27 protein-coding genes are annotated in these 25,750 nt (G+C 72.4%); 11 read left to right on the top strand and 16 right to left on the bottom strand.

The genetic code is table 11. From position 1 onward, the window contains the following. Positions 1-2 precede the first annotated feature (2 nt). Positions 3-1,211: an SGNH/GDSL hydrolase family protein gene (locus ACI2LY_RS19860; protein ID WP_404708292.1), complete on the bottom strand. Its 1,209-nt coding sequence runs from the start codon at positions 1,209-1,211 to the stop codon at positions 3-5. Between the two features lie 145 nt (positions 1,212-1,356). Beyond that, on the bottom strand, positions 1,357-3,153 hold the full coding sequence (locus ACI2LY_RS19865) for a M4 family metallopeptidase (protein WP_404708293.1): 1,797 nt from the start codon (positions 3,151-3,153) through the stop codon (positions 1,357-1,359). A 314-nt stretch (positions 3,154-3,467) separates the two neighbouring features. On the opposite strand from ACI2LY_RS19865, the gene ACI2LY_RS19870 reads away from it, so the two are divergent. The 6 genes from ACI2LY_RS19870 to ACI2LY_RS19895 all read left to right on the top strand — a co-directional run bounded on the left by ACI2LY_RS19870 (position 3,468) and on the right by ACI2LY_RS19895 (position 9,543). Continuing rightward, positions 3,468-4,679 carry a serine hydrolase domain-containing protein gene (locus ACI2LY_RS19870; RefSeq protein WP_404708294.1) on the top strand — a complete coding sequence of 404 codons (1,212 nt, stop codon included), beginning with the start codon at positions 3,468-3,470 and terminating at the stop codon, positions 4,677-4,679. 72 nt (positions 4,680-4,751) lie between these two features. Then, the gene (locus ACI2LY_RS19875; RefSeq protein WP_404708295.1) at positions 4,752-5,429 is read left to right on the top strand and encodes an AIM24 family protein; all 678 of its coding nucleotides are present in this window, start codon (positions 4,752-4,754) and stop codon (positions 5,427-5,429) included. Between the two features lie 175 nt (positions 5,430-5,604). Beyond that, positions 5,605-6,645 (top strand): tetratricopeptide repeat protein, encoded by a 1,041-nt coding sequence (locus tag ACI2LY_RS19880; protein WP_404708296.1) that lies wholly within the window; start codon positions 5,605-5,607, stop codon positions 6,643-6,645. After that, the gene (locus ACI2LY_RS19885) at positions 6,642-7,643 is read left to right on the top strand and encodes a polyprenyl synthetase family protein (RefSeq protein WP_404708297.1); all 1,002 of its coding nucleotides are present in this window, start codon (positions 6,642-6,644) and stop codon (positions 7,641-7,643) included. The genes ACI2LY_RS19880 and ACI2LY_RS19885 overlap by 4 nt, the downstream gene beginning before the upstream one ends. A 115-nt stretch (positions 7,644-7,758) precedes the next feature. Next, entirely contained in the window at positions 7,759-8,790 is a 1,032-nt protein-coding gene (locus tag ACI2LY_RS19890; RefSeq protein ID WP_404708298.1) for a hypothetical protein, read from the top strand. 99 nt (positions 8,791-8,889) lie between these two features. Then, positions 8,890-9,543: a DUF2238 domain-containing protein gene (locus ACI2LY_RS19895; protein ID WP_404708299.1), complete on the top strand. Its 654-nt coding sequence runs from the start codon at positions 8,890-8,892 to the stop codon at positions 9,541-9,543. On the opposite strand, the gene ACI2LY_RS19900 is transcribed toward ACI2LY_RS19895, so the two are convergent. Both ACI2LY_RS19900 and ACI2LY_RS19905 read right to left on the bottom strand, forming a co-directional pair. Further along, positions 9,540-10,034, bottom strand: coding sequence for a DUF6328 family protein (locus ACI2LY_RS19900; protein WP_404708300.1), 495 nt, complete (start codon positions 10,032-10,034; stop codon positions 9,540-9,542). The two genes, ACI2LY_RS19895 and ACI2LY_RS19900, sit on opposite strands and share 4 nt — an antisense overlap. A 65-nt stretch (positions 10,035-10,099) precedes the next feature. After that, positions 10,100-10,984, bottom strand: a complete 885-nt coding sequence (locus ACI2LY_RS19905; RefSeq protein WP_404708301.1) for an SDR family oxidoreductase — start codon at positions 10,982-10,984, stop codon at positions 10,100-10,102. A 140-nt stretch (positions 10,985-11,124) separates the two neighbouring features. Between ACI2LY_RS19905 and ACI2LY_RS19910 the strand changes: the two genes are divergently transcribed. After that, positions 11,125-12,009 carry a LysR family transcriptional regulator gene (locus ACI2LY_RS19910; RefSeq protein ID WP_404708302.1) on the top strand — a complete coding sequence of 295 codons (885 nt, stop codon included), beginning with the start codon at positions 11,125-11,127 and terminating at the stop codon, positions 12,007-12,009. Position 12,010: 1 nt separating this feature from the next. Here ACI2LY_RS19910 and ACI2LY_RS19915 read toward each other — a convergent pair whose 3' ends face one another. The 5 genes from ACI2LY_RS19915 to ACI2LY_RS19935 form a co-directional block, all read right to left on the bottom strand. Next, positions 12,011-12,577, bottom strand: a complete 567-nt coding sequence (locus tag ACI2LY_RS19915) for a TetR family transcriptional regulator (RefSeq protein WP_404708303.1) — start codon at positions 12,575-12,577, stop codon at positions 12,011-12,013. Next, a complete protein-coding gene (locus ACI2LY_RS19920; protein WP_404708304.1) occupies positions 12,574-14,061 on the bottom strand; it encodes an MFS transporter in 1,488 nt (495 codons plus the stop codon). The genes ACI2LY_RS19915 and ACI2LY_RS19920 overlap by 4 nt, the downstream gene beginning before the upstream one ends. Before the next feature lie 107 nt (positions 14,062-14,168). Beyond that, positions 14,169-15,374 (bottom strand): FAD-dependent monooxygenase, encoded by a 1,206-nt coding sequence (locus ACI2LY_RS19925; protein ID WP_404708755.1) that lies wholly within the window; start codon positions 15,372-15,374, stop codon positions 14,169-14,171. A 90-nt stretch (positions 15,375-15,464) separates the two neighbouring features. Beyond that, on the bottom strand, positions 15,465-16,166 hold the full coding sequence (locus ACI2LY_RS19930) for a ribonuclease H (RefSeq protein ID WP_404708305.1): 702 nt from the start codon (positions 16,164-16,166) through the stop codon (positions 15,465-15,467). Between the two features lie 33 nt (positions 16,167-16,199). Continuing rightward, positions 16,200-16,994, bottom strand: a complete 795-nt coding sequence (locus ACI2LY_RS19935; protein ID WP_404708306.1) for a VOC family protein — start codon at positions 16,992-16,994, stop codon at positions 16,200-16,202. A gap of 150 nt (positions 16,995-17,144) precedes the next feature. On the opposite strand from ACI2LY_RS19935, the gene ACI2LY_RS19940 reads away from it, so the two are divergent. Beyond that, positions 17,145-17,285: a hypothetical protein gene (locus ACI2LY_RS19940; protein ID WP_404708307.1), complete on the top strand. Its 141-nt coding sequence runs from the start codon at positions 17,145-17,147 to the stop codon at positions 17,283-17,285. Positions 17,286-17,302: 17 nt separating this feature from the next. Here the strand turns inward: ACI2LY_RS19940 and ACI2LY_RS19945 are convergent, their stop codons facing one another. Further along, a complete protein-coding gene (locus ACI2LY_RS19945) occupies positions 17,303-17,785 on the bottom strand; it encodes a VOC family protein (protein ID WP_404708308.1) in 483 nt (160 codons plus the stop codon). 287 nt (positions 17,786-18,072) lie between these two features. On the opposite strand from ACI2LY_RS19945, the gene ACI2LY_RS19950 reads away from it, so the two are divergent. Then, positions 18,073-18,963 carry a SigB/SigF/SigG family RNA polymerase sigma factor gene (locus ACI2LY_RS19950; RefSeq protein ID WP_393915169.1) on the top strand — a complete coding sequence of 297 codons (891 nt, stop codon included), beginning with the start codon at positions 18,073-18,075 and terminating at the stop codon, positions 18,961-18,963. A gap of 208 nt (positions 18,964-19,171) precedes the next feature. Here the strand turns inward: ACI2LY_RS19950 and ACI2LY_RS19955 are convergent, their stop codons facing one another. From ACI2LY_RS19955 to mgrA, 3 genes are all read right to left on the bottom strand, one after another. Next, positions 19,172-19,630: an ATP-binding protein gene (locus tag ACI2LY_RS19955; RefSeq protein ID WP_404708309.1), complete on the bottom strand. Its 459-nt coding sequence runs from the start codon at positions 19,628-19,630 to the stop codon at positions 19,172-19,174. A 151-nt stretch (positions 19,631-19,781) separates the two neighbouring features. Further along, positions 19,782-20,192 carry a hypothetical protein gene (locus ACI2LY_RS19960; RefSeq protein ID WP_393592897.1) on the bottom strand — a complete coding sequence of 137 codons (411 nt, stop codon included), beginning with the start codon at positions 20,190-20,192 and terminating at the stop codon, positions 19,782-19,784. A gap of 415 nt (positions 20,193-20,607) precedes the next feature. Next, positions 20,608-21,600: an L-glyceraldehyde 3-phosphate reductase gene (gene mgrA, locus ACI2LY_RS19965; protein WP_404708310.1), complete on the bottom strand. Its 993-nt coding sequence runs from the start codon at positions 21,598-21,600 to the stop codon at positions 20,608-20,610. Between the two features lie 142 nt (positions 21,601-21,742). On the opposite strand from mgrA, the gene ACI2LY_RS19970 reads away from it, so the two are divergent. Both ACI2LY_RS19970 and ACI2LY_RS19975 read left to right on the top strand, forming a co-directional pair. Then, positions 21,743-22,645 carry a LysR family transcriptional regulator gene (locus tag ACI2LY_RS19970; RefSeq protein WP_404708311.1) on the top strand — a complete coding sequence of 301 codons (903 nt, stop codon included), beginning with the start codon at positions 21,743-21,745 and terminating at the stop codon, positions 22,643-22,645. A gap of 46 nt (positions 22,646-22,691) precedes the next feature. Beyond that, a complete protein-coding gene (locus ACI2LY_RS19975) occupies positions 22,692-23,207 on the top strand; it encodes a DinB family protein (RefSeq protein WP_404708312.1) in 516 nt (171 codons plus the stop codon). On the opposite strand, the gene ACI2LY_RS19980 is transcribed toward ACI2LY_RS19975, so the two are convergent. The 3 genes from ACI2LY_RS19980 to ACI2LY_RS19990 all read right to left on the bottom strand — a co-directional run bounded on the left by ACI2LY_RS19980 (position 23,189) and on the right by ACI2LY_RS19990 (position 25,704). Beyond that, positions 23,189-24,259 carry an adenosine deaminase gene (locus tag ACI2LY_RS19980; protein WP_404708313.1) on the bottom strand — a complete coding sequence of 357 codons (1,071 nt, stop codon included), beginning with the start codon at positions 24,257-24,259 and terminating at the stop codon, positions 23,189-23,191. The genes ACI2LY_RS19975 and ACI2LY_RS19980 overlap by 19 nt on opposite strands. 45 nt (positions 24,260-24,304) lie before the next feature. Next, a complete protein-coding gene (locus ACI2LY_RS19985; RefSeq protein WP_401449747.1) occupies positions 24,305-24,700 on the bottom strand; it encodes a VOC family protein in 396 nt (131 codons plus the stop codon). Between the two features lie 95 nt (positions 24,701-24,795). Further along, entirely contained in the window at positions 24,796-25,704 is a 909-nt protein-coding gene (locus tag ACI2LY_RS19990; RefSeq protein ID WP_404708314.1) for an aldo/keto reductase, read from the bottom strand. Positions 25,705-25,750 lie beyond the last annotated feature (46 nt).

Here is a 25,750-nt window from a genome sequence, read left to right on the forward strand (position 1 = left end):
CCTCAGCGGCGGCAGTCGAGGCTCGCGGGGTCGACCGCCCCGGCGATGGCCCGCATGCCCTCGTCGTCGGGGTGGAGGTGGTCGCCCGCGTCGAGGTCCGGGCGCAGCCGCTCGGGGTCGTCGGGGTCGCGCAGGGCGCGGTCGACGTCGGCCACGGCGTCGAAGTGGGCGTCGGCGCGCATCCGCTGGTTGACCTCCCGGCGTACCGTCTCCGCGTCCGGGTCCCACTGGAGCCAGCCCTTGAAGGGGGCGACGGTGGCGCCGATCACGCAGAGGCCCGCCGCGTGGGCCCGCTTGGTGATCTCCCGGTAGCCCGCGACGATCTCGGCCGCGCTCGCCCCGTCCTTCGCCTTGAGGTCGTTGACGCCCTCGTACAGGATCACCGCGCGCACGCCGGGCTGGGAGAGCACGTCCCGTTCCAGTCGGCGGACGGCGCTCGGGCCACCGTGGTTGTCGCTGAGGACCCGGTTGCCGGATATCCCCGCGTTGGCGACGCCCGTGCCGTCCGCGCGCAGCCGCCGGGCGAGGTCGTCGGGCCAGCGCCGGTCGCGTCCGGGCGTGGACCCCCAGCCGTCGGTGATGGAGTCCCCGAGCGCGACGACCGCGCCGGTACGGGGGTGTGCGGGGCGTACGGAGACGGCATCGAGGTACCACCAGGAGCCGGTGGTGAGGGTCCAGCCGGTGTCGCCGTCGCCGCCGGGGTCGGCGTCCTCGCCGAGGTAGGACGTGGTCAGGGCCATCTCGTGGCCGGTGGCGGGCCCGTGGGCGTCGGGGGTGCGCAGGCTGACGGCGAGGCGGGCCCCGGCCGGGACACGGCCGGGCAGGGGGTCGCTCCAGGCGGTGCCGCCCGCCGGGACGGTGACGGTGGGGTCGCCGTCGAAGGTGAGGGCCCGGTTGCTGCGAGGCTTCAGGGACGCCCCCTCGGCCTGGAGGCCCGCGTGGGCGGCGTCGACGGTGAGCGGACGGTCCCCGTAGGCGTTGGAGAGCCGGACGCGCAGGTCGCTCCCGCCCGCGCTGACCCTCACGATCAGCCGGTAGGACCGGTCGGCGCCCTGCCCGAGGCGCTGTGCGCTCGCCGCCCAGGTGACGACGCCGGAACCGCGCACGGTGGCCCCGGCGGGCGGCGCGGCCACGAGGGCGGGCGGCGCCTGACCGGCGAGGGTGAGCAGCAGGACGGCCGCCGCCCGGCAGGCTCTCCCCCGGCCGCTCACCTGGCCGGTTCCTTCGTCTGGCCCATGCCTGCGATGGTCCCGCCGACACCCGCGCCCCGCACCTCGGTACGGTGCGTGTCCGCTCAACGACGAGGGCCCCGCCCCGCGCGGAAGCGGGACGGGGCCTGGTCGGAGCCGGTGTGCGTCAGCGGTTCGCCGGGGTGTTGGCGGCCTTGACGTTGACCGCGGCCCAGGCCCGGTCGACGGTCCGGTACTCGGTGCTGCTCGCGCCGTACAGGTCCCTGGCCGCGTTCAGCGTCGCCACGCGGGCGTCGTGGAAGTCGGTGGTGGAAACCATGTAGCGGGTCAGGGCGCGGTAGAAGATCGCCGTGGCCTTGGTGCGGCCGATGCCCTTGACGGCGCCGCCGTCGTAGGTCGGGGAGTCGTAGGAGACCCCGCCGATCCTCTTCTTGCCGCTGCCCTCGGCGAGGAGGTAGTACGCGTGCGAGGAGACGCCGGAACCGGCGTGCACCTCGGTGTCGTACGTGGCCGTCGACCAGTAGTCGACGGTGCCCTCCAGCTTGTCCAGGGAGGGGCGGTCGAGGCGGCGCAGGAACTTCTGGCTCAGGCCCAGCTTCTCGCCCACCAGGTAGTTCGGCGGGTTCTTCGCGTTGTCGGCGTAGAACTCCACGTTGGAGCCGAAGATGTCGGCGAGGGACTCGTTGAGCGAGCCGGGTTCGCCGTACTGGTTGCCCCTCGCGTCGACGTAGGTCGGCTCCAGCTTGGCGGTGGCGTCGACCACGCCGTGGGTCAGCTCGTGGCCGGTGACGTCGAGGACCACCAGCGGCTTCTTGATCATGTTGTCGCCGTCGCCGTACAGCATGCAGCCGCAGGCCGGGTCCCAGAAGGCGTTGCCGACCTTGCGGCCCCAGTGGACCATCGCGCGGGCGGCGGTGCCCCTGTTGGTGATGCCCGCGCGGTTGAAGGTCGACTTGTAGAAGTCCAGCGTCTTGGTGATGCCGAACTGGGCGTCCGCGGCCGCGCTGTCGCGGTTGCCGGTGGTGCCGTTGCCCCAGGTGTTGGTGGTGCCGGTGATGGCGCTGCCGCTGCCGAAGGTCTCGGTGTACGTGCCCTTGGCGTCCCGCGTCTCGGTGTTGTGCCGGGTCGGGTCCTTGAGCTGGAAGTGGCCGCGCGAGGTCTGCGTGGTGGTCAGCGGGACGCTGCCCACGAACAGGGTCCTGCCGGTGCCGCGCGCGGTGGCCGGGTAGCCCGAGGCGCCCGAGGTGATGCCCGCGAGGAGGCTCGGCGCGGACTGGGCGGAGGTGGACGGGGTGACCGTCTCGCCGCGCGCCCGCAGCGCCGTGCGGAGCTTGGGCGAGAGGAACTCGTCCGCGTCCGGGGTGTTGCTGCGGACCTCGCCGGTGACGGCGTCCACGACGACCGTGCGGGAGCCGCTCGCGCCGCCCAGGGTGCTGCCGGTGACGGTGACCTGGTAGGCGAGGGCGGTCTCTCCGTCGCGCGCGTCGACGACGAGTTCGGCTCTTCCGGCGTCACCCTCGGCGGCGTCGGCCGCCGTGGCGGCTGCCTGCCTGGGGGTGATCCGGGCCTCGGAGGCGCTGGCCCGCACGGCCTGGCCGGCCGCGGTGGTCACGCCGGTGTAGGCGAGCTGCCGGTCGAGGTGGACGACGAGGTCGCCGCCGAGCACCGGCATGCCGCCGTGGGCACGCTGGAAGCGGACATGGCGCCCGCCCTCGGGGTCGAACATGACGTCCTGCGTGCGGAGTTCGTCACCCGTGCCGACCCCGGAGGCGTCGGCGTGGGCGAAGGCGGCCGCGCGGGCGGCGTTCACCACGGGGGCGGTCCGTGCGGCGGTCCGGACGCCTTCGGCGCCCGTGCGGGCCGTCGAAGGCGCGGGGCGGGCGAAGGCCGTACCGGCCAGGCCCGTGGCCGCCGTCGCCACCGCGACGGCGACGGCCACACTGCGTATGTGCGGTCTGCGCACCAGGGGTTGTTCCTTCGTTCGACGGCGGCCGGACGCACCGGCCGCCGTGACACATGGCGCCGTGGGGCGGCCATCGGGGCAGGCGGGTCGCGCCCCGAAGGTTCACCCTTTCGGATGAGTCATGGCCACGTAAAGAAGGAATGATCCATTTCGCTGTTCTCCAGGACAATCCTTTGCCCAAAGGACACCCCGGAGTGATCGCCACCTGGCCGACTGTGTGTCGACTGGGGAGACGGGCCGTCAATCCCCTAGGTTCCAGGCCGGAATGTGACGCATGTCGCAGCAACGGCGGTGTGGACGGGAGTGGTGACCTGATGGTCTCGGCAACGGTGGGCAGGAGCGCGGTGCTCGGGGCGGTGGCGCTGTCGCTCCTCGTCGTCCCGGCACAGGCGGCGACCGGGGAGAAGGGCTCGGCGGCCGCACTCCCCGCGCCCGACACGGCGGGCGTGGACGGGGTGCTGCGCACGGTCCGCACCCAGGGCGCCCCGGCCGCGCTGGCCCGGATCGACGACCAGGGCCGCAGCCATCTGATCAGCCGGGGCGTCGCCGACCGGGGCACCGGCCGCGCGGCGAGCACGGCCGACCGGTTCCGCATCGGCAGCGTGACCAAGACGTTCTCCTCGGTCGTCCTCCTCCAACTGGCCGACGAGGGCAAGCTGGACCTGGACGCCCCGGTGAACCGGTATCTGCCGAAGCTGCTGCCGAGCGACGCCATCACGGTGCGGCACGTACTGAGCCACCGCAGCGGTCTGTACGACTACACCAACGACATGTTCGCCGAGAGCGTCTCGGGCTTCGAGAGCGTGCGCAAGAAGGTGTTCACCTACCCCCAGTTGGTCGCGCTCTCCCTGAAGAAGCCGCGCGTCAACGCGCCCGGCGCGGCCTACTCGTACTCCAACACCAACTTCGTGGTCGCGGGCATGCTCATCGAGAAGATCACCGGACGCCCCGTCAAGGAGGCGTACCAGAACCGGATCACGGGGCCGCTGAAGCTGCGGGACACCTTCTACGTCCACCCCGCCACCACGATCCCCGGCCGGTTCGCCCGCGGCTATCTCACCCCGGACCGGGCCGGTGACCCGCTGGTCGACGCGACCGAGCAGACCGTGTCCTGGGCGCAGAGCGCGGGCGCCGTCATCTCCACCGCCAAGGACCTCAACACCTTCCTCGGAGCACTGCTCGGCGGCAGGCTGCTCTCCCCCGCCGGACTCGCGCAGATGGAGCGCTTCACCAAGGTCGACACCACCACCGCGTACGGCCTCGGGCTGCGCCGCCGGGACCTGTCCTGCGGGATCTCGGTGTACGGGCACACGGGCGCGGTGCAGGGCTACTACACCTACGCGTTCGCCACGAAGGACGGCAAGCGGGCGCTGACGGCGGTGGCCACCACCTCCAACAACGGCAAGGTCCTCAACGCGCTCGCGGGCGCCCTGGAACCGGCGTTCTGCGGGAAGACCGCCAAGCAGCGGCGTGGTCCGGCGCTGGTGGAGCGCAACGCCGACATGGCTCCTGCCTCGGAGCGCTGAACTCCCTCTCCCGGACGACCCGTCCGCTCCGCGATCTTGGCGGAACGGGTCCGTCCGGGACACCATGCGCTCATGAAGGGTGATCTCTTTTCCAGTGAGCACATGGTCCGTCCGGCCGTCGAGCCGGGAATGGCGTTGGAGAACGGCAAGTGCGTCAGGTACGCGGTGGACGGTGAGATGCTCGCCCGGCAGGGCGCGATGATCGCCCACCGGGGCAGCCTCCAGTTCGAGCGCAAGGGCCAGGGCGTGGGCGGCATGCTCAAGCGCGCGATGACCGGCGAGGGGCTGCCGCTGATGGCGGTGCGCGGGCGGGGTGAGGCGTGGTTCGCGCACGAGGCGCAGAACTGTTTCATCGTCGAGGTGGAGCCCGGTGACCAGTTCACCGTCAACGGCCGCAACGTGCTGTGTTTCGACGCCTCGTTGTCGTACGAGATCAAGACGGTGAAGGGCTCCGGCATCGCGGGCGGCGGCCTGTTCAACAGCGTGTTCAGCGGACACGGCCGACTGGGCCTGATGTGCGAGGGCAACCCGCTGGTGATCCCGGTCTCCGAGCAGGCGCCGGTGTACGTCGACACGGACGCGGTGGTCGGCTGGACCGCGAACCTGCGGACCTCGCTGCACCGTTCGCAGTCCATAGGGTCGATGCTGCGCGGCGGTTCGGGCGAGGCGGTGCAGCTGATGCTCCAGGGTGAGGGCGTCGTGGTGGTCCGGCCGAGCGAGGCCACCCCGCAGAAGCCCCAACAGCACTGATTCCGTACGGGGGTTCCCGCGCGGCTCGGAGTGATCCGCGTCGCACGGGCAACCCCCGTCGCCGTACCCGCGTCTTGCCCCACGACCGACCACGCCCCGGCCCCCCGGTGGACCGGGGCGATTCGCCCGCGTGCTATACGCGACGCGTATACACGTGGTGTATAGAAGGGTTCACATGTACGGCAAGGCTTTCGCCCCGGAGTACCAGGGCGCCCTGACCACCCTGTCCGTCAACTCCTCGCTCACCGATGTGCTGGCCGAGGGGCTGGAGCGGCTGCGGGAGGCCGAGCGGGCGGGGCACCCCGCCGAGGTGGCCCGCTGCGGTCTCGCGGTGGCCGAGGCGCACCGGCGGCTCGGCAGCACGGCGGAGGCGGACCGCGCGTGGAAGGCGAGTTACCGGGCGGCCCGCACGGCCGGGGACACCGCGGCGATGGCGTGGGCGCTGTGGAGCGGGGGCACGCTGGCCCGGCAGCGCGGGGCATTCCCGCTGGCCTGGCGGCTGCTGGGACTGGCGGCCGAACTCGGCGAGCGCGGCGGGGACGTCGTGGTCCGGGGCTACTCGCTGGCCGGGCTCGCGGAGACCGGGCGCATCCAGGGCGACTACGCGGCGGTCGGCCGCCTGCACGAACAGCTGCTGGCCGAGGCCCGCAGGCGCGGGGAGGCCCGGCACACGGTGTGGGCGCTGGAGGGCATCGCGCAGATGCACCGCAACACCGGCGACTTCGACCGGGCGTACGCGCTGTTCGAGGAGGCGGCGGAGATAGCCGGGCGCGCCGACGACCGGCGCGGGCACGCCTGGGCGCTGCGCGGTCTCGCGGACATCCTCTCGGCGCGCGACGGGGACACCGGCCGGGCGCTGGAGCTGCTGTCGCGGGCGGAGGAGACGTGCCGGACGATGAAGCTGTCCAGCGCGCTCGCCTACAACCACAAGATGCGCGGCAACGTCTTCTACCGCGCCGGGCGTTACCAGGAGGCGCGGGACCTGTACGGCCTGGCGCTGTCCGAGTTCCGCACGATGGACGAGCCCCGGGGCGAGGCGCTGTCCCGTCTCGGTCTGGCCAAGTCCCTGGCCCGCCTGGGCCGTGACCCGGAGGAGACGGCGGCCGAACTGGCCGACCTGGCGGTGGTGTTGGAGCGGTCGGGGCTGCGGCACGCGCGGGAGATGGTGGCGCGGGCGCAGGCCGAGTTCGTGCCCGAGACGGAGGGCGCCCGGTGACGGCGGTGTTCCGCGCGGAGCGGATCTCGGGGACCGAAGCGCTGGGCGAGGCACGTGAGTTGGTGCGGCCCGCGCTGCGGGAGGCGGTCGCCGGGCTGCACCCGTGGCTGGCCGAGCTGGCCGCGTACTCCTTCGGCTGGTGCGACGGCGCGGAGGCGGGCGGCAAGGGGGTGCGGCAGGCGCTGGCGGTGCTCGGGGCGCGGGCGGTCGGCGCGGACGCCGGGGCGGGGGTGCCGGGCGCTGTCGCGGTGGAGCTGGTGCACGTCTTCTCGCTGCTGCACGACGACATCATGGACGGCGACACCACCCGGCGCGGCCGACCCGCGCTGTGGAAGGCGTACGGCACGGGCCCCGCGGTGCTGGCCGGGGACGCCCTGTTCGCGCTGGCGGTCGGCACCCTGGCGGACGTGCCCGGCGGGGTACGGCTGCTCTCCGGCGCGCTGGCCGACCTGATGCGGGGGCAGGCCGACGACCTGCTGTTCGCCGCCCGCCCCTGGACCGGCCCGGAGGCGGTGACGCCGGAGGAGTACCGGGTGATGGCGGAGGGCAAGACGGGGGCGCTGCTGGGCTGTTCGCTCGCGCTCGGCGCGCTGCTGGGCGGGGCTCCGCGCCCGGTCGTCGCCGCGCTGGACCGGGCCGGGCGGCACGCGGGGGTCGCCTTCCAGCTCGCCGACGACGTGCTGGGCGTCTGGGGGCGCAGCGAGGTCACCGGCAAGCCGGTGGGCGGGGACCTGCGCGAGGGCAAGAAGACGTACCCGGTACTGACGGCGCTCGCCTCGCCCGAGGGTGACCGCCTGCACGACCTGCTGCGGGCGCCGGGCCGTACGGCGGAGGCGGCGGCGCTCATCGAGGCGGCGGGCGGCCGGGCCGCGGCCCTGTCGGAGGCTCGCGCGCACCTGACCGCCGCCCGTACGCTGCTCGACGGGCTGCCGCTGGAGCCGGGCGCGGCGGCCGAGCTGGGCGCCCTGCTGGACGCGCTCGCGGACCGCGAACGCTGAGACGGCCGGTACCGGCGGCGGCGAAACATCGCCTATCGGGCCATATAGGCTGCCTCCGGTGCCCGGCCGCCCGGGCGAGCGCACCATCGAGCCCCCGTACGCAGGAGAGCCATCCGTGACCCTGGCCATCGACCCCGCCGAGACGACCGCCGACGCCCCGGCGCCCCTGTCCGACCTCGTGGCGCGGGACGCCCGCGAGTTCGGGGTGTACGCGCGCACCGGCGGCTGGGCCTTCGCGCTGATGGTGGCGCGCAGTGTGCGGCCGGGCGGGCAGGCGGCCGGGGAGACCCCGAAGGTGTCCGCGAAGGAGTTCGCGGAGCTGGCGGAGTGCTCCCCCGAGCGGGTCATGCGCTACTACCGGGCCTGGGACCGGGCCGCCGACGACGGCCTGGTCCCGCAGTTCGAGACGCTTCAGCCGGGCCAGGAAATCCAACTCCCGGACTCCGACGTCTGGTTGAGCTACTACTCGTCCCGCAGCAGCGCCACCTCCGAGCGCGGCACCGCCATCGCGGAGGCCGCCGAGGCCGAGGGCATCCGCCCGACCAAGGCGCTGGAGGTGGCCGAGAACCCGACCGCGCTGCGCGCCGCCATCCTGGCCGACCCCTCCACCGCCCGCGCGGCCCGCTCCGCCCTGCTGGACCGGATCAAGGAGGACCCCGAGCTGCAGGCCGAGCTGGCCCGGGACGTGGTGCGCACCGACGACCTGAAGAAGGCCGTCGCCACAGAGAGCCGCGCCGCCGACAAGATCGGCTACGTCCGGCAGATCGCGGAGTCCGGACAGATCAGGACCCCGGCCGGGCAGACCGTCGACGCCCCCGCCGAACTGCGCGAGGAGGCCGAGCGGCACCTCTCGCTGATCGACGAGCTGGAGGACGAGGACACCGGCGAGTGGGCAGTCGAGGCGTACGACACGCTGAAGACGCTGGTCGCCGACACCGTCGAGGCCGACCCCGAACTCCGCGTGCAGGAGCGGCGCACCAAGTTCTACGGCAGCCTCCAGAAGGCGACGCGGGCCTTCGAGGAGCTGACCTTCGACGACGCCCAGGACTTCTACGAGGACGACATGGTCCGGCGTCTGGAGGAGCTGCAGCAGGCGATCGGCTCCTGCCTCACCGCGCTGCGCGGCGCCGTCGGGGACAAGCCCTAGGGATGCGAGGCGGGGGGCATGAGTACCGGTACTCATGCCCCGCGCGCCGGGCGGCCGGACGATGGGGCGACCGACACCGCCCAGCCTCTGGAGCCCGCCATGACCGCAGTCCACCCCGACCGGCCGTCCGTCCGCCGCCCGGTGCCGCCCGCCGTGTTCGCCGGGGTGGCCGCCGTGGGCCTGGCCGTGTCCGCCTGGGGCGCGCGGGACCGTGCGACCTGGTTCCTGGAGACCTTCTGGGTCATGATCGGGCTGCCCCTCGTGGTGCTCCTGTGGCGGCGCTTTCCGCTCACCGGGCTGCTGTGCGGTCTGCTCGCCGCGCACGCCCTGGTGCTGGCGGTCGGCGGCCACTACACCTACGCGCAGGTACCGGCGGGCGACTGGGTGCGGGACACCTTCCACCTGGCCCGCAACCCGTACGACCGGTTCGGGCATCTGACGCAGGGGTTCGTCCCGGCGATCCTGGTGCGCGAGCTGCTCACCCGTACCTCGCCGCTGCGCGGCAGCCGCTGGCTGGCCCCGCTGACGGTCTGCGCCTGCCTGGCCTTCAGCGCCTGCTTCGAGCTGCTGGAGTGGGTGGCCGCCGTGATCGGCGGGCACGGCGCGGACGCCTTCCTCGCCACCCAGGGCGATGTCTGGGACACCCAGTGGGACATGTTCTGCGCCCTGATCGGCGCCGTGCTGTCGCTGCTGCTGCTCAGCCGGGTCCACGACCGCGCACTGGCGGCGCTGCGGGCCCGGACCGGGCGTTAGTCGGAGTCGGGCTTGGTGCGCCGCAGCCGGGCCCAGATGGGCAGGCCGTACCAGCAGATCAGGTACCAGCAGACGACGGCCGTCACCAGCCACGGCACATAGCCGTCGTGGGTGGCCACCCGCAGGATCAGCAGCAGCGAGCAGGCCATGGTGGCCAGCAGCAGCACCAGGCCGATGAAGGTGAGCGCCCCGGCCAGCCGCACCGCCTGCGGCTTCACCTGGTGCCCGGAGACCAGGCGGTGCAGCGACACCGGTCCGATGAGGGCGCCGGTCGCGCAGGCTCCCAGGACGACGGTGACGATGTAGATGAACTGGTCGGTGCTGGACAGCTGGACGTACTTGGGCTGGAACACCACGGTGAGCAGGAAGCCGAACAGGATCTGCACGCCGGTCTGGGCGACGCGCACCTCCTGGATCAGCTCTCCCCACTTGCGGTCGGCCCGCTCTTCCGCTGTCTCGTCCCGCCCCCGGCGCGGTGCCTGCTCGGTCATGCGATCCAATTAACCGCGCAAACGTTCCTTCAAACCGGTCACCTGTCCGGACGTACCGTGCTGGTTCACTCGAAGTAGTGGCCCTCGTCCAGATCGGCGAGGAGACCGGGCCCTTCCGGCCGCCAGCCGAGCCGTTCGCGGGTCACGGCGCTGGAAGTGGGGTTGTCCACCCCGGCGAACCGGCCGAGGAACCCGAAGTGCTCCCCCGCCCGCTCCGGTGCCACGCTCACCACGGGCACGTCCAGGTGCCGTCCGATGACCTCCGCGAGGTCCCGGAACGGCACGCCCTCGTCGGCGGCCGCGTGCCAGCGGGTACCGGCCGGGGCCTGCTCCAGCACGAGCCGGAACAGCCGGGCGGCGTCGAGCCGGTGGACGCCGGGCCAGCGGTTGGCGCCGTCCCCGACGTAGCCCGCCGTCCCCTTCTCCCGGGCGATCCGGATGAGATGCGGTACGAAGCCGTGGTCGCCGCGCCCGTGCACGGACGGCGCGAGCCGCACCACGGAGCCTCGTACCCCCTGCTCGGCGAGCGCGACGGCGGCCTCCTCGGACGGTGTGCGGTGGGTGCCCGGCGCGGGCGCGTCGGTCTCGACGGCGAGGCGGCCCGCCGGGGCGATCGCGGTGCCGGAGGTGACCACGAGCGGGCGGTCGGAGCCCGCCAGGGCGGCACCCATCGCCTCGATGGCCCGCAGGTCGGTGGCTCCGGCCGCGTCGAAGTCGGCGAAGTCGTGGACGAAGGCCAGGTGGATCACCCCGTCGGCGCCGTCCGCCGCACGGGCCAGGCCCTCGGGGTCGTCGAGGCTGCCCCGGAACACCTCGGCGCCCGCCTCCTTCAGCGCGGCCGCGCCGTCGTCCGACCGGGCGAGGCCGACGACCTCGTGCCCGGCGCCGATCAGTTCGGGCACCACGGCGGAGCCGATGAACCCGGTGGCCCCGGTGACGAAAACACGCATGTGAAGCTCTCCTCGGATGGTCGGTGGGAGTGCCTCCATCGTCGGCCGGTCACCGCGCACGCGTCCAAGGCTTCTTTCGCATGGCGCAATACGTTCCGGGCATCACCGCTGGTGTGCCGGGCGGCCGTAGGCTGGAAGGCATGTCCGACTTCGCGGATCTCGATCTCCGGCTGGTCCGGTACTTCACGGTCGTCGCCGAGCACCGGCACTTCGGCCGCGCGGCCACCGCCCTGCACATCACCCAGCCCTCGCTGAGCCGCCAGGTACGGCGGCTGGAGCGGGAGCTGGGTGTCGAGCTGCTGGACCGCACCCCGCAGGGCACCCGGCTCACCGAGGCGGGCGAGGTCTTCCTGCCGCACGCCGAGGCGCTCCTGCGGGCCGCCCGGCAGGCGGCGACCGAGGCACGGGCGGCCGCCGAGCCCAGCCGGATCACCATCGGCTACACCACGGGCGTGCTGGTCACCCCGGCCGTGCGGGAGCTGCGGCGCAAGTTCCCGGACGCGGACGTGCGGGCCACGCATCTGCGCTGGCACGAGGCGCGGGAGGCGCTGCTCGGCCATCGGGTGGACGCGCTGGTGGCCCGGCTGCCGTTCGCCACCGACGGGCTGCGGGTGAGCGTGCTCTACGACGAGCCGCGCGTGGTGGTGGTCCCGCTGGACCACCGGCTCGCGGGCAAGGAGTCGGTCACCCTGGACGACATCGCCGACGAGCCCCTCCCCCGCGTCCCGGACCCGCTGTGGGACGCGTTCTGGCGGATCGACCCGCGCCCGGACGGACGGCCCGCGCCGGACGGGCCGTTCATCGGGGACATCGAGGACAAGTTCGAACTGGTCGCGTCGGGGCAGGCGTTGGCCATCGCCGCGGCCGCACCGGGCATGCCCGCGCGGCCCGATCTGACCGCGATCCCGCTGCACGGCGTGGAACCGTGCCATGTCGCGCTGGCCACCCGCGCGGGCGACGGCGGACGGCTGCTCGCCGCGTTCCGGCGCTGCGCGGAGTCGCTGCTGACCGGCCACCAGGTATGAGTCAGGGCGTCAACTGGGCCTGGACGAGCGGGCCGTAGCGGTCGGCCACCTCGTCCGGGCCGCTCTCGCGCAGGTGCGGGCCGCGGGCGATGCCGTACATGACGCCGACGCCGATGAGCGCGGCGACGGCCAGTTCGGCGCGCAGGCCCGCGTCGGGGCCGGTGAGCCGGGTGGCGAGGCGGTCGGTGACCTGGGTGCGGAAGTTGGCGCGCAGGATGTCGCCGTGGTCGCCGTGCAGCGGGGCGAAGGCGATGCGCAGCAGCGGGTCGGCACCCCGGTCGCGCTGGCTGGCCAGGACGTGCCGGACCATGTGCCGTCCGAGGTCGGCGAGGGGCGCGTCGAGGAGGTCGTCCGCGTCGGTGTCGAAGGACATCACGCGGGCGAACAGGGCGTCCTTGTTGCCGAAGTACTTCAGCACCAGCGGCGGGCTGACCCCGGCCCGGTCGGCGACGGCCTTGAGGGTGATGTCGGCGTGCGCGTGCCGGGCCAGGAGGTGGCGGGCGGCCTTGAGGATGGCCGCCTTGGTGGCCTCGGCGTCGCGGCGGGCGGGGGTGGGGGCGGTGGTCATGCCTCCTCCAGGGCGCGAGCCCCCGTCGTGGCGCCCTCGGCGCGGCGGGTGCCGTCGGGGCCGCTGTCGCCGGGGATGGTGAGCGCGGCCGCGCAGGCGGCGAGCGCGACGGCAGCGGCCATGGCGAAGGCCAGCAGATAGCCGTGCAGGGTGGGCACCGGCAGGCCGCCGACGAGGCTGGTGTGGTGGACCAGTACGGCGGCGACGGCGGCGCTGGAGACGGCCTGGCCGATGGTCCGCATCAGGACGTTGACGCCGTTGGCGGAGGCGGTCTGGGCGGCCGGTACGGCACGCAGGATCAGGGTGGGCAGCGCGGAGTAGGCGAGGGTGGTGCCGGTGGCCACCACGGTCGCCCCGAGGATGATCATCCACAGGTCGCGGCTGTCGGCGATGCGCAGCGCGTAGCCGCAGGCGATGACGGCGGCGCCGAGCGCGAGGGTGATCCTGGGCCCGCGCCGGGCGGAGATCCGGGCGGACAGCGGGGAGAAGAGCAGCATGGTGACGCCGCCGGGCAGCAGGCACAGTCCGGTGGCGACGATGGACAGCCCGAGCCCGTATCCGCTGGCCTTGGGCGCCTGGACGAGCTGGGCGGTGACGAGCGAGTTGGCGTAGAACGCGAAGCCGGTGAGCAGGGCCGCAACATGGGACAGGCCCACCCTCGGCCGGGTCACCAGCCGCAGGTCGACCAGGGGCCGGGCGGTCCGGAACTGCTGGTACCACCACAGGGCGAGCACCACGGCGGACGTGATGAACAGGCCGAGGACGGCGGGGCTGGTCCAGCCCCACTGGCCGCCCTGGGAGACGGCGAGCAGCAGGGACACCAGCGCGACGGCCAGGCCCAGCGCGCCGACCACGTCGAACCGGCCGGGCTCGCGTACGGGCGACTCCCTGACCGCCCACCAGGTGGCCGCGACCCCGAGCGCGCCGAGAGCGCTGGTCAGCCAGAACATGGTGTGCCAGTCGGCGTACTGCACGACGAGCGCGGCCAGCGGCAGGCCGAGGGCGGCGCCGATGCCGACGGTGGAGCTCATCAGCGCGACCGCCGACCCCCGCCGCTGGGGCGGGAGTTCGTCGCGCAGGATGCTGATGGACAGCGGGACGACGGAGGCGGCGGCGCCCTGGAGGGCGCGGGCGGTGATGAGCACGGTGATGTCGGAGGAGAGCGCGCACAGCACCGAGCCGACGGTCATCAGGGCGAGCGCGGAGGTCAGTACCCGGCGCTTGCCGTACATGTCACCGGCGCGGCCGAGGACCGGGGTGAGCACGGCGCCGGAGAGCAGGGTGGCGGTGACCATCCAGGAGACGGCGGCCGGTGACGATCCGGTGAGCCGGGGCAGGTCGGGCAGGAGCGGGACGACCACGGTCTGCATGACGGCCATGAGGATGCCGCCCGACGCCAGCACGGGGATGGTGAGGCGCTCCCGCAGCCGGGGCGGCGCCGCGAGGGTGCCGGGCGGCTCGGGTATGGGGGCGGAGGGGCCCATCGACGCTCCTGCGGGTGAATGTGCATGGCTGGTGAATAGCCATTCACTCTATCCAGTGAATTGCTATTCACCAACCTTTACCCGTGCCCTGAGCTGGGGTGTGGGGGTCAGCGGGGGCGGGCGGCGTGCAGGGCGCGGGCCGCGCGGGGGCCGAGCCAGCGCTTGAGGCGGCGTAGGGGTTCGAGCTGTCCCGCGGCCTTGTCGAGGCCGTAGTAGAGCTGGGGCGGGACATAGGGCAGCAGCGGGGAGTGGCGCTGGCCGAGCAGGGCGAACATGCGGTGCGGGGGCAGGTCGATGTAGCGGGGCAGGCTCTCGTACCAGCGGGCGCTGTAGCGGGCGGCGCTCTGCGCGGACAGCAGCTCGGTGCGGCGCCGCTTCTCGTAGGCGGCGAGGGCGTCGGGCGGGGCGGGGTGGTCGCGCAGGGCGGTGGCGAGGCACATGGCGTCCTCCAGGGCGAGGGTGGTGCCCGCGCCGATGGAGTAGTGGGTGGTGTGGGCGGCGTCGCCGAGCAGGACCAGGCCGCCCGTGTGCCAGGTGCGGTTGGTGAGGGTGCGGAAGTTCAGCCAGGGGACGGTCGTACCGTCGTTGGCGCGGCCGATGAGGGGGTGGCCGTCGAGGAGGTCGGCGAAGAGCCCCTCCAACAGCGCGAGTCCCTCGCCCTCGTCGGCGCGGTGCAGGCCGAGGCCGGTGAGGGTCTCGGGCGAGCACTCGATGACACAGGTGCTGTGCCCGCTGTCGTACGGGTAGCCGTACGCCCAGATCCAGCCGTGCCCGGTCTCGACGAAGGCGAACGTGAAGGCGTCGAAGACCTTGGTGGTGCCGAGCCAGAGGAAGTGGTTGCGGCCGTGGGTGACATGCGTGCCGAACTCGTCCGCGTACCGCGTGCGCAGGGCGCTGCCGATGCCGTCGGCGGCCACCACCAGGTCCGCTTCCGCCGGGAGTTCGGTGATCTCGCTCTTGAACTCCAGCCGTACGTCCAGGGATCGGGCACGCTCGGCGAGCAGTTCGAGGAGGCGGTGGCGGCCGATGCCGAAGCCCCGGTCCCCGGGCTGCCGGGTGCTCGAGTCCCGTACGTGGGCGACGCCTTCGTTCCAGTGGACCGAGTTCGCCGCGATGGCGTCCGCCGACTCGGGGTCGTGGGCGCGGAGCCGGTCCAGCAGGCCCTGCCAGTAGGTGACGCCCCAGCCGTAGGTGGAGCCCTCGGGGGCGCGTTCGTGGACGGTGATGTCGTGGGACGGGTTCTGCCGCTTGAGCAGGATGGCGAGGTACAGGCCCGCGGGCCCGCCCCCGACACAGACGACCTTCACGCGCACACCCCTGGAAGTCACCGGACGTAGTCGATCGGCCTCGCAGGGTAGCAGCGATGGCGTACGACCGGGCCCGGAAGGCCCCGGCGGAGCGGGTCAGCCGGTGGCGGTGCGGCACTCCGGGTGGCCCCAGCCCTGCGCGTTCTTGGCGATGGACTCGCCCGCGGCGTAGGAGCGGCCACAGAGGCAGCGACCGGCGAACTTGGCCTTGATGGTCCGCGAGGAGGCGGACCCGGAGGAGCCGGTGGCACGGCGGGGCGTCTTGCGGCGGGCGGCCGGGGCCGGGGTGTCGGGCGAGGGCGGCGGCTCGGGCGAGCCGTGGGCGCTGCCCGCGGCCTCCTGGACGACGGCGGCCTGGCTGGCGGCGCGGTCGGCGAAGTCGTTCAGCGGGTCGCCGTCGACCTGGTGGGCGGGGACGTACCGGAACTCGACCGAGCGCCCGTCGAGCAACTCGTCGATGCGGACGACGAGTTCCTGGTTGGCGACCGGCTTGCCCGCGGAGGTCTTCCAGCCGTTGCGCTTCCAGCCGGGCAGCCAGGTGGTGACGGCCTTCATCGCGTACTGGGAGTCCATCCGGACCTCCAGCGGCACATCGGGGTCGACGGCGGCCAGCAGCCGTTCCAGGGCGGTGAGTTCGGCGACGTTGTTGGTGGCCCGGCCGAGCGGGCCCGACTCCCAGCGGGCCGGGGTCCGCTCGTCGTCGTCGGAGACCACCCACGCCCATCCGGCCGGTCCGGGGTTTCCCTTCGAAGCCCCGTCGCACGCGGCCACCACACGTTCACGCATGTGCACGATCATGCCATGGCCGCGCCGGGGCCCGGACCGGCCGGGTCAGGCGTCCTTGAAGTCGGGCATGTCGCCCTCGGTGGTGGTGACATCGATCACCGAGAAGTGGGCGCCCTGCGGGTCGGTGAGGGCGGCGAACCGGCCGAAGGGGCTGGTCATCGGGCCGAAGCGGAGTACGGCACCCTGCTCGGTGGCGCGGGCCACGGCCGCGTCGCAGTCCTCGACGGTGAAGTAGACGTTGACGTAGGAGGGGACCTCGGGCGGGAACTCCTCCCCCATCCGCATCCGGCCGAGCACCGGGTCGGCGCCCAGGTCGAACAGCCGGAAGTCGACGTGTTCGTCCGCCATCTCCTTCATCCGGTATGGGAAGACGGCCGACAAGAACGGGTCCGCCTTCTCCGGCTCGCGGGTGAACACCTCCGACCAGCAGTAGGCGCCGGGGGTGGCCACCGCCTCGAAGCCCTCGTGGGCGTCGCCCTGCCAGACGCCGAAGACCGCGCCGCTGGGCTCGCGGGCGATCACCATCGTGCCGAAGTCGCCCACCCGCATCGGCTCCATCAGCACCTCGCCGCCGCTCTCCCGGATCTTCGCGGCGGTCGCGGCGGCGTCCGGCGAGGCGAAGTAGAGACACCACTGCGAGGCGCCCTCCTGGCCGGACATGGGCGGGACGATGGCGGCGACGGCCTTGTCGTCCACGAACGCCTGGGTGTAGTTGCCGTACTCCGACGACGAGTCGCCGAAGGTCCAGCCGAGGACCTCGCCGTAGAACCGCTTGGCGCCCTCGAGGTCGGTGAACATCGCGTCGGCCCAGCAGGGCGTTCCTTCGGATTGCACGGCCATGGTCGGCCCTCTCGTGTTGATGGTTCGTCCCGAATTGTCACGCTAGCCACTCGGCGAGCGGGGCGCTCGGGGACGGGGTGATCCGGTCTTTCAGTCGACGGCGGGGACACGTCGGCCCTTGGATGGGGCAGGTGAGCAGTCAGAAGATGCGTGACTGGCTGGACGGCGCCAACCCGGTCGCGGGCGGTGTGGCGGAGCCGGAGCAACTGGCCCTACTACAGGCGCACCAACCCGGTGCTGGCCGAGAACGCCCGGCACACGATCGGCGAGGTGCTCGCCGAGCCCGTGTGACCGGGCGCCGGGGCCGGTCATTCGCCCGCGTACGCCTTCTCGAGGGCGGCGAGGTCGAGCTTGCCCATCTTCATCATGGCGCCGAAGGCGCGGGCGGCCTTCCGCGGGTCGGGGTCCCTGGTCATGTCGAGCAGCCGCTCGGGGCAGACCTGCCAGGAGACGCCGTACTTGTCCTTGAGCCAGCCGCAGGGGCCGCCCTCGCCGCCGTCCTCGATGAGCCGGTTCCAGTAGTGGTCGATCTCCCGCTGGTCGGCGCAGAGGATCTGGAACGAGATCGCCTCGCTGAACGTGAACTCGGGGCCGCCGTTGAGGGCGACGAACTTCTGGCCGTTGGCGGTGAACTCGACGGTGAGCACGGTCCCGGCCTCACCGGGGCCCGCCTCGCTCCAGTGGGTGACGCGGCCGACGCCGGAGTCCTTGAAGACGGACACGTAGTAGTGCGCCGCCTCCTCGGCCTGGCCGTCGAACCAGAGACATGTGGTGAAACCACCGTGGGACATGGGGCCTCCTGTGCGAATCGCCGCGCCGGTCGCGCGCTCACCAGTACCGACCGCCACCCGCCTCAGGACTCATCGGTCGCAGGCCGATAAGATCAAGCCACTGCGTCGATTTCAAGCCAGGTCGAAATCCATCTGCATGCGTCGCGTGACCGGGGGTACCCGGCCCGTGAAAGAAGACGTGCATGGGGCGGGGATCTCCGGGTAGCCGGGGACCACGCGGCATCCGCGGCCCGGGGGAACCGGACCGAAGGAGCAGTCGTAGCACCGTGACTTACTTGGGAGAGGTAATGGACACCGCCGTCGGCATCCGGTCACAGGCAGAGGTCGCGGAGAGGACCGCGCAGGACAGGACGGACGAGGAGATCCTTCCTGGTATCGCGGACCCCGCAGCCGTGGCCCCGCGCGACGCGCGGGCGCTGTCGAAGCAGTTCTTCCGCCGTCTGGCGGAGCTGGAAGAGGGCACGCACGAATACCAGTACGCGCGCAACACCCTCATCGAGATGAACATGTCGCTCGTGCGCTTCGCCGCCGGACGCTTCCGCGGCCGCGGCGACGACATGGAGGACATCGTCCAGACCGGCATGATCGGCCTGATCAAGGCGATCGACCGGTTCGAGGTCTCGCGCGAGGTGGAGTTCACCTCCTTCGCCCTGCCGTACATCGTGGGCGAGATCAAGCGGTTCTTCCGCGACACCACCTGGGCGGTGCACGTCCCGCGCCGTCTCCAGGAGCTGCGCGTGGAGCTGGCCAAGGCCCGTGAGGAGCTGTCGAGCCGACTCGACCGCGACCCCTCCGTGGCGGAGCTGGCCACGCTCATGAACATCACCGTGGAGCAGGTCGTCGAGGGCCAGCTGGCCTCCAACGGCTACAACTCCAGCTCGCTGGACGCCGCCCTCACCGGCGACGGCCGCGAGGACGGCGAGGCGGTCCTCGCGGACTTCATCGGCGTCGAGGAGGAGGGCCTGCGACTGGTGGAGGACTTCCACGCGCTGGCCCCGCTGATGGCCGAACTGAGCGACCGCGACCGGCAGATCATCCACATGCGGTTCGTGGAGGAGGCCACCCAGGCGGAGATCGGCGAGAAGCTCGGCTGCTCGCAGATGCACGTCTCCCGTCTGATCAAGCGCATCATCTCGCGCCTGCGTCAGGGCATGCTCGGCGAGCTGGGCTGCGCCTGAGCGGCACGTTCTGACACCTTGAGGTGAGAAGGGCGGTCCGGTTCGGCCGGGCCGCCCTTTGTCATGCCTGCTCAAGCCCGAAGCCCTGGCACCGCTCAGGCTCGGTGAGAACCGGACACACGAAGACGCCGACCGGATCGCGGTCGGCGTTCATTGGTTCAGTTCATCGGTTCAGTTCATCGGTTCAGGAGGCCGGGAAGCGGTCCGCTCAGCCGTCCAGCCGGATCAGGGCGCGCACGCGCTTGCCCACCGGGACGCGGTCCACGATGATCTCCGAGGCCACCGCGCGCACGATCTCCAGGCCGTGGTGGCCGACGCGCTCAGGGTTCTTGGGGAAACAGCGGGGCAGCGCCACACTGCTGTCGTACACCGACACGGTGATCGCACTGTCGGTGCCCTCGAGTTCCAGGATGTACGGGCCCCCGCTGTGCCGGTCGGCGTTGGTGACCAGCTCGCTGACGACGAGGAGGAGGTCCCCGCCCGTCCGGCTGTCGACGGTGGCGCACCACTCGGTCCGCAGCTGCTCCAGGAAGCGCTTGGCGAAGGCCCGCGCGTCGGCGATGCACCCTGGCTCTCCGGTGTAGTGCGCCGTACGCCGAAGGGGTTCCACGGGTACGTCGAAACCAGTCGGTATCACTGCCACTGCCACGCCCAGGTGTTCGGTCATGGTGTCTCTCTCGAAATGCCCGGTCCGGCCGGTCGCCTGTTGCCTGTGTTGCACGTACCCCGATTCGGGCCGCGCATTCCCCCCGATGTGCTCGCCCTTCACATATCTCCGCCGGGTCCGCCACGACCGGGCCGGACCTGGGGTTTCGCGGTCAGGCGACGGGGACGACGAAGGCGGGGACGGTGCGCTGCATGCGCAGGGCGTCGACCGACTCGGCCAGGAGTTCGTACTCGGTGGTGTCGTCGCTCGCGGCGATCCGCACCAGGCGTCCGCCGGCCAGTTCGTCCGCGACCAGTTCCTGCCGGGTGTCGTCGGAGCACCAGGCGCGCAGCAGGGTGGGGACGTCGGCCACGGTGTCCGCGACGGGGACGAGGGCGCCCGCCGGGATCTTCTCGCCCTCGGGGCTGGGGTCCAGGCGTTCGGCGATCCAGGAGGCCCGGTCCCGCAGCCACCACAGGGCGAGCGCGAGGGTGGGCGCGCGGTAGGTGCCGAGCGGTACGCCTACCCGCTGACCGCCGCAGATCCCGTACGCGGTGACATGGCACAGGAATTCATCGTGCACGATCACTCCCCCGTTGCCTCGCCGGTGTGCCGACCGGTCCCTCTCTTTTCCGTGCGGCTCCTGTGCGGTGAAGTGCCCTTGGCAATTCGAGTATCGCCACATTGGAAACACTGTCACCATGTCTTTCCGGCCACTCTCCTGGCATATGCGATGCCCCGATTCTGGCCGAATCATGTGACGTGCGGGAGCGCCCCGCATTAGTTGGCGGATTATCGACCGTGGGCGGCGCGTCGAGCCCCTGCACGCCAGCCCGCGCAAGGCGAGAGCCCAGGGGTGAGGCTCCCCTGGGCTCTGCTCCGAACCGCTTCCACGGCGTGGCAGGAATTCAGTGCCACCCGCATCGACGCCGGAATACGCGAAGAAATTGTGAAGGCGGAAAAAACCTCCGCCGTCCGCCGCTAGCGTTCCGGCGAGTTCATGTCTTCACGATGGCGTCGATACGGGCCAGTTCCTCCGCGTCGAATTCCAGATTCCGGATGGCGCCGACGCTGTCCGTCAGTTGCTGGGTGCTGCTCGCCCCGACCAGAGCGGACGTCACCCGTCCGCCCCTCAGCACCCAGGCGAGGGCCATCTGGGCCAGGGTCTGGCCACGGGAGGCGGCGATCTCGTTCAGCGCGCGCAGCCGGGCGACCAGGTCCTCGGTGACGGCGTCGGACTTCAGGAACGGGCTGTCGCTCGCGGCGCGGGAGCCCTCCGGGATGCCGTCGAGGTACCGGCCGGTCAGCAGGCCCTGCTCCAGCGGGGAGTAGACGATGGAGCCGACCTGGAGTTCGTCCAGGGTGTCCAGCAGCCCCTGGTCCTCCGGGCGCCGGTCGAGGATGGAGTAGCGCGGCTGGTGGATGAGGAGCGGGGTGCCCAGCTCGCCCAGGATGCGTTCCGCGTCCCGGGTCTGCTCCGCCGAGTAGTTGGAGACGCCGACGTAGAGCGCCTTGCCCTGCTGGACCGCCGAGTGCAGCGCGCCCATGGTCTCCTCGAGCGGGGTCTCGGGGTCGAAGCGGTGCGAGTAGAAGATGTCGACGTGGTCCAGGCCCATCCGCGTCAGGCTCTGGTCGAGCGAAGACAGCACGGACTTGCGCGAGCCCCACTCCCCGTACGGGCCGGGCCACATCAGATAGCCGGCCTTGGTGGAGATGACCAGTTCGTCGCGGTACGGCGTGAAGTCGGCCTTCAGCGCCTCGCCCAGCGCGGACTCGGCGGCACCGGGCGGCGGGCCGTAATTGTTCGCCAGGTCGAAGTGGGTGATCCCGAGGTCGAAGGCGCGGCGCAGGATCGCGCGCTGGGTCTCCACCGGCCGGTCGGGGCCGAAGTTGTGCCACAGGCCAAGCGACAGGGCGGGGAGCTTCAGTCCGCTGCGTCCGGAGCGCCGGTAGGGCAGGTCGGCGTAGCGGTCGGGGTGGGCGGTGTACAACGCGACTCCATAAGGGGTTGGCACACGGTCTTCCCGGCGCCGGACCCATACGCGTCCGGCAGCCTCCCCCACTCTTCACCGGAGCGCGGTCAGCGGTCCAACAGGAGAATCCGATGGATTTCAGCGGCTAGGCTTCTCAATCATGGAACTGCGTCATCTCCAGCACTTCGTCGCGGTCGCCGAGGACCAGCACTTCACCCGGGCCGCCGAGCGGCTGATGGTGTCCCAGTCGGGGCTTTCCGCGTCGATCCGCGCCCTGGAGCGGGAGCTGCGGGCGCCGCTGTTCGTGCGCACCACCCGCCGGGTGACGCTGACGGAGGCCGGGCGGGCGCTGCTGGCGGAGGCCGAGCGCATCCTCGCCCAGGTGCGTTCCGCGCACGAGGCGGTGGCGGCGGTGCAGGGCGTGCTGCGCGGCACGCTGGCGCTGGGCGCCGAGCAGTGCATCGCCGGGGTGCATGTGGCGGGGCTGCTGGCCGCCTTCCGCCGGGAGCACCCGGACGTGGAGATCCGGCTGCGGCAGAGCGGTTCGGGCGCGCTGGCCGAGGGGGTATCGGCGGGCCGCCTCGACCTCGCCTTCGCCTACCGCGTCCCGGCCGATGGCGACCAGCTGCGCTCGGTGCCGCTGACCAGCGAACCGATGACCGTGCTGTGCCATCCGGAGCACCGGCTCGCCGCACTCGGCGCGGTGCCGGACCCCGGCGCCCTGGCCGGTGAGGTGTTCGTGGACTTCCACCCCGACTGGGGTCCGCGCCGGGCCACGGACGCCGCCTTCGCCGCGGCCGGGGTGCGCCGTACGGTCGCCCTGGAGGTCAACGACGTGCACAGCCTGCTGGACCTGGTGGACGAGAACCTCGGGATCGCGGTCGTCCCCCGGCACTTCCGGCACAAGCGGACCTCGCTCACCGCGCTCCCGCTCAAGGGCGTCGACGAGGCCGCGTACGAGACGGTGGCCCTGCTGCCCCCGGAACGGGCCACCAGCCCGGCCGCCCGCGCGCTGATCGCCCTGCTCGGCACCCCGGACGCGGAGCAGCGCGAACCGGAGTGACGCCTACGCCCTCGCGCCCGGGGCGGGGATGCGCGAGGGTGGGAACATGTACGCGAAGGAGATCCTCATCGAGGGCTACGACCGTATCCGGGAAGAAGTCCACACCGTGCTCGACGGCCTCGGCGCGGACGACCTGGACCACTCCCCCGCGCCCGGCGCGAACTCCATCGCCTGGCTGCTGTGGCATCTCAGCCGGGTGCAGGACGACCACATCGCCGACGCCTTCGGTCTGGACCAGGTGTGGCTGTCGCTGGACTGGGCCGACCGCTTCGACCTGGACCTGCCGCACCACGACACCGGTTACGGCCACACCCCCGAGCAGGCCGCGAAGGTGCGGGTCCCCTCGACCGTCCTGCTGGCCGGGTACTACGACGCCGTGCACGACCAGACCCTCGGCGTGCTGCGGGCGCTGGCCGCCAAGGATCTGGAGCGGGTCGTCGACGAGCGGTGGGAGCCGCCGGTCACGCTGGGCGTGCGTCTGGTGAGCGTCCTGTCCGACGATCTCCAGCACGTCGGACAGGCCGCCTACGTCAAGGGACTGCTTCAGAGCGCCGCGGCGTAACCCGGCAGGACGACGTCCTCGAGGAGCGCCTTGCGCTCGTCGAACGGGATGAACGCGCTCTTGACGGCGTTCACGGTGACCGTGCGCAGGTCCTCCACCGTCCAGCCCGCCTCCTCGACCAGCAGCGCCATCTCGCGGGTCATGGTGGTGCCGGAGACCAGGCGGTTGTCGGTGTTGAGGGTGACGCGGAAGCCGAGGTCCTTCAGGGCGGTGATGGGGTGCTCGGCGATGGAGGTGGCGCAGCCGGTCTGGAGGTTGGAGGTGGGGCACATCTCCAGCGCGATCCGGCGGTCGCGGACCCAGCCCGCCAGGCGGCCGAGCTTGCCGTCGACGATGTCCTCGGTGATGCGGACGCCGTGGCCGAGGCGCTGGGCGCCGCAGACCTGGACGGCCTGGTGGATGCTGGGCAGGCCGTACGCCTCGCCCGCGTGGATGGTGAACGGCACGCTCTCGGCGCGCAGCCGCTCGAAGGCGGCCAGGTGGTCGGCGGGCGGGAAGCCGTCCTCGGCGCCCGCGATGTCGAAGCCGAGGACCCCGGCGTCCCGGTAGGTGACGGCCAGCTCGGCGGCCTCGCCGACCCGGTCGAACATCCGCATGCCGCACAGCAGGGTGCCGACGCGTACCGGCGTCCCGGCGGCGGCCGCCTTGGCCATACCGGCGGCGAGACCCTCCTGCACGGTCTCCACGACCTCGGGCAGCGTCAGGCCGCCGCGCGTGTTCAGCTCGGGGGCGTAGCGCACCTCGGCGTAGACGACGCCGTCGGCGGCGAGGTCGAGGACGTACTCCTCGGCGACGCGGAGCAGGCCCTCGCGGTTCTGCATCACGGCGAGGGTGTGCTCGAAGGTGGCTATGTAGCGGACCAGGTCACCGGAGTTCGCGGCCTCCACGTACCAGGCCGCCAGCTCGTCGGGGTCGGTGGTGGGCAGGGTGTGGCCGACCGCGGCCGCGAGTTCGATGACGGTGGCGGGGCGCAGGCCGCCGTCGAGGTGGTCGTGCAGGACGGCCTTGGGGAGCCGGCGGAGGGTCTCGGTGTCGATGCGGGGCGCGGTCATGGCGTGCTTCCTCGGCGGGTCGTGCGGATGGGGTTCGTGCGGCGTTCAGGCGGCGGGCTGGAGCAGGTCCCAGCGGTTGCCGTAGAGGTCCTGGAAGACGGCGACCGTGCCGTACGGCTCGTGCCGGGGGTCCTCCAGGAAGGTCACCCCGTGGGCGGTCATACGGGCGTGGTCGCGGGCGAAGTCGTCGGTGTGCAGGAAGAAGCCGACGCGGCCGCCGGTCTGGTCGCCGACGCGGGCGCGCTGGTCGTCGTTCTTCCCGCGGGCGAGCAGCAGGCCGGTCCCGGCGCCCGCTTCGGTGCCGGGCTCCACGACGACCCAGCGTGAGCCGTCCGGGCGGGGCTCGTCCTCCGCCAGCCGGAAACCGAGGGCCTCGGTGTAGAAGCGGATGGCGTCGTCGTAGTCGTCCACGACGAGGGTGACCAGGGCAACGCGGCGCATCGGGGCCTTCCGGTGGGGGTGGTTAGCGGGAGAGGTTATACGTAAAACTACCGGGACGCCAGTCATCTCCCGCAGGGGGTCCGACGGGTGCCCGGCTACGCGTGGAAGGCGTTCAGGCGGCCCAGTTCGTCCTCGGTGAGGTGCAGGGTGCCCGCCGCGATGTTCTCCGTCAGATGGGCGGGGTCGCCGGTGCCGGGGATGGCGAGGACGTGCGGGCCCTGGCGGAGGGTCCAGGCGATCCGGACCTGGGTGGGGCTCGCCCCGTGCGCGCGGGCGATCTCCGCGACCACGGCGTCCGCGTCGGCCACGAGCCGCTCGTGCGCGCCCCGTTCGCCGGTCTCCCCGGCGACGGAGTAGTACGGGACGAAGGCGATGCCGCGCTCCCCGCACAGCCTGAGCAGTTCCGTCCCCTCAGGTCCGGGGGTGTCGAGCCCGTACCGGTTCTGCACGGCGACCACGGGCGCGATGGCCAGGGCCTCGGTGAGGTGCCGGGGTGCGATCGCCGAGATGCCGAGATGCCGGATCAGGCCCGCCTCCCGCAACTCCGCGAGAGCGCCGAAGTGTTCGGCGACGGAGTCCTGGCCCATCCGGCGCAGGTAGACGAGATCGAGGTGGTCGCGGCCGAGCTGGCGGAGGTTCTCCTCCACGTGGCCGCGCAGCTGGTCGGGGCGGGCGGACGTGCCCCAGGAGCCGTCCTGCTCGCGGAAGGGGCCGACCTTGGTGGCGATGACCAGGTCGTCGGCGTAGGGGGCGAGGGCGGTGTTGATCAGTTCGTTGGCCGAGCGGAGGGCGGAGAAGTAGAAGGCGGCGGTGTCGATGTGGTTCACCCCGAGTTCCACGGCCCGGCGCAGGACGGCCAGCGAGCGGGCCCGGTCGCTGGGGGTGCCCAGGTGGAAGGCGGCGTTGCCGGTGAGCCGCATCGCGCCGAGGCCGACGCGGTGGACGGGGAGGTCGCCGAGGGTGTGGGTGCCGGAGTCCGCCGCGGTGATCGTTTCGTTGGTCATCGGCGGAGTGTGCCACAGGTGCCGGGCGGGGTGGCCGGGGTAGGAA

Source organism: Streptomyces sp. NPDC002176 (genome assembly GCF_044903645.1).
Lineage (GTDB): Bacteria > Actinomycetota > Actinomycetes > Streptomycetales > Streptomycetaceae > Streptomyces.

What these genes read in the sequence shown, in the direction of transcription:
- ACI2LY_RS19935 (WP_404708306.1), bottom strand. Translation starts at nt 16,994, where the DNA reads ATGGCCGTGCAATCCGAAGGAACGCCCTGCTGGGCCGACGCGATGTTC.
- ACI2LY_RS19970 (WP_404708311.1), top strand. Translation starts at nt 21,743, where the DNA reads ATGGAACTGCGTCATCTCCAGCACTTCGTCGCGGTCGCCGAGGACCAG.
- ACI2LY_RS19975 (WP_404708312.1), top strand. Translation starts at nt 22,692, where the DNA reads ATGTACGCGAAGGAGATCCTCATCGAGGGCTACGACCGTATCCGGGAA.
- ACI2LY_RS19920 (WP_404708304.1), bottom strand. Translation starts at nt 14,061, where the DNA reads ATGGGCCCCTCCGCCCCCATACCCGAGCCGCCCGGCACCCTCGCGGCG.
- ACI2LY_RS19870 (WP_404708294.1), top strand. Translation starts at nt 3,468, where the DNA reads ATGGTCTCGGCAACGGTGGGCAGGAGCGCGGTGCTCGGGGCGGTGGCG.
- ACI2LY_RS19875 (WP_404708295.1), top strand. Translation starts at nt 4,752, where the DNA reads ATGAAGGGTGATCTCTTTTCCAGTGAGCACATGGTCCGTCCGGCCGTC.
- ACI2LY_RS19945 (WP_404708308.1), bottom strand. Translation starts at nt 17,785, where the DNA reads ATGTCCCACGGTGGTTTCACCACATGTCTCTGGTTCGACGGCCAGGCC.
- ACI2LY_RS19895 (WP_404708299.1), top strand. Translation starts at nt 8,890, where the DNA reads ATGACCGCAGTCCACCCCGACCGGCCGTCCGTCCGCCGCCCGGTGCCG.
- ACI2LY_RS19905 (WP_404708301.1), bottom strand. Translation starts at nt 10,984, where the DNA reads ATGCGTGTTTTCGTCACCGGGGCCACCGGGTTCATCGGCTCCGCCGTG.
- ACI2LY_RS19900 (WP_404708300.1), bottom strand. Translation starts at nt 10,034, where the DNA reads ATGACCGAGCAGGCACCGCGCCGGGGGCGGGACGAGACAGCGGAAGAG.
- ACI2LY_RS19910 (WP_404708302.1), top strand. Translation starts at nt 11,125, where the DNA reads ATGTCCGACTTCGCGGATCTCGATCTCCGGCTGGTCCGGTACTTCACG.
- ACI2LY_RS19930 (WP_404708305.1), bottom strand. Translation starts at nt 16,166, where the DNA reads ATGATCGTGCACATGCGTGAACGTGTGGTGGCCGCGTGCGACGGGGCT.
- ACI2LY_RS19990 (WP_404708314.1), bottom strand. Translation starts at nt 25,704, where the DNA reads ATGACCAACGAAACGATCACCGCGGCGGACTCCGGCACCCACACCCTC.
- ACI2LY_RS19980 (WP_404708313.1), bottom strand. Translation starts at nt 24,259, where the DNA reads ATGACCGCGCCCCGCATCGACACCGAGACCCTCCGCCGGCTCCCCAAG.
- ACI2LY_RS19950 (WP_393915169.1), top strand. Translation starts at nt 18,073, where the DNA reads ATGGACACCGCCGTCGGCATCCGGTCACAGGCAGAGGTCGCGGAGAGG.
- ACI2LY_RS19985 (WP_401449747.1), bottom strand. Translation starts at nt 24,700, where the DNA reads ATGCGCCGCGTTGCCCTGGTCACCCTCGTCGTGGACGACTACGACGAC.
- ACI2LY_RS19955 (WP_404708309.1), bottom strand. Translation starts at nt 19,630, where the DNA reads ATGACCGAACACCTGGGCGTGGCAGTGGCAGTGATACCGACTGGTTTC.
- ACI2LY_RS19880 (WP_404708296.1), top strand. Translation starts at nt 5,605, where the DNA reads ATGTACGGCAAGGCTTTCGCCCCGGAGTACCAGGGCGCCCTGACCACC.
- ACI2LY_RS19915 (WP_404708303.1), bottom strand. Translation starts at nt 12,577, where the DNA reads ATGACCACCGCCCCCACCCCCGCCCGCCGCGACGCCGAGGCCACCAAG.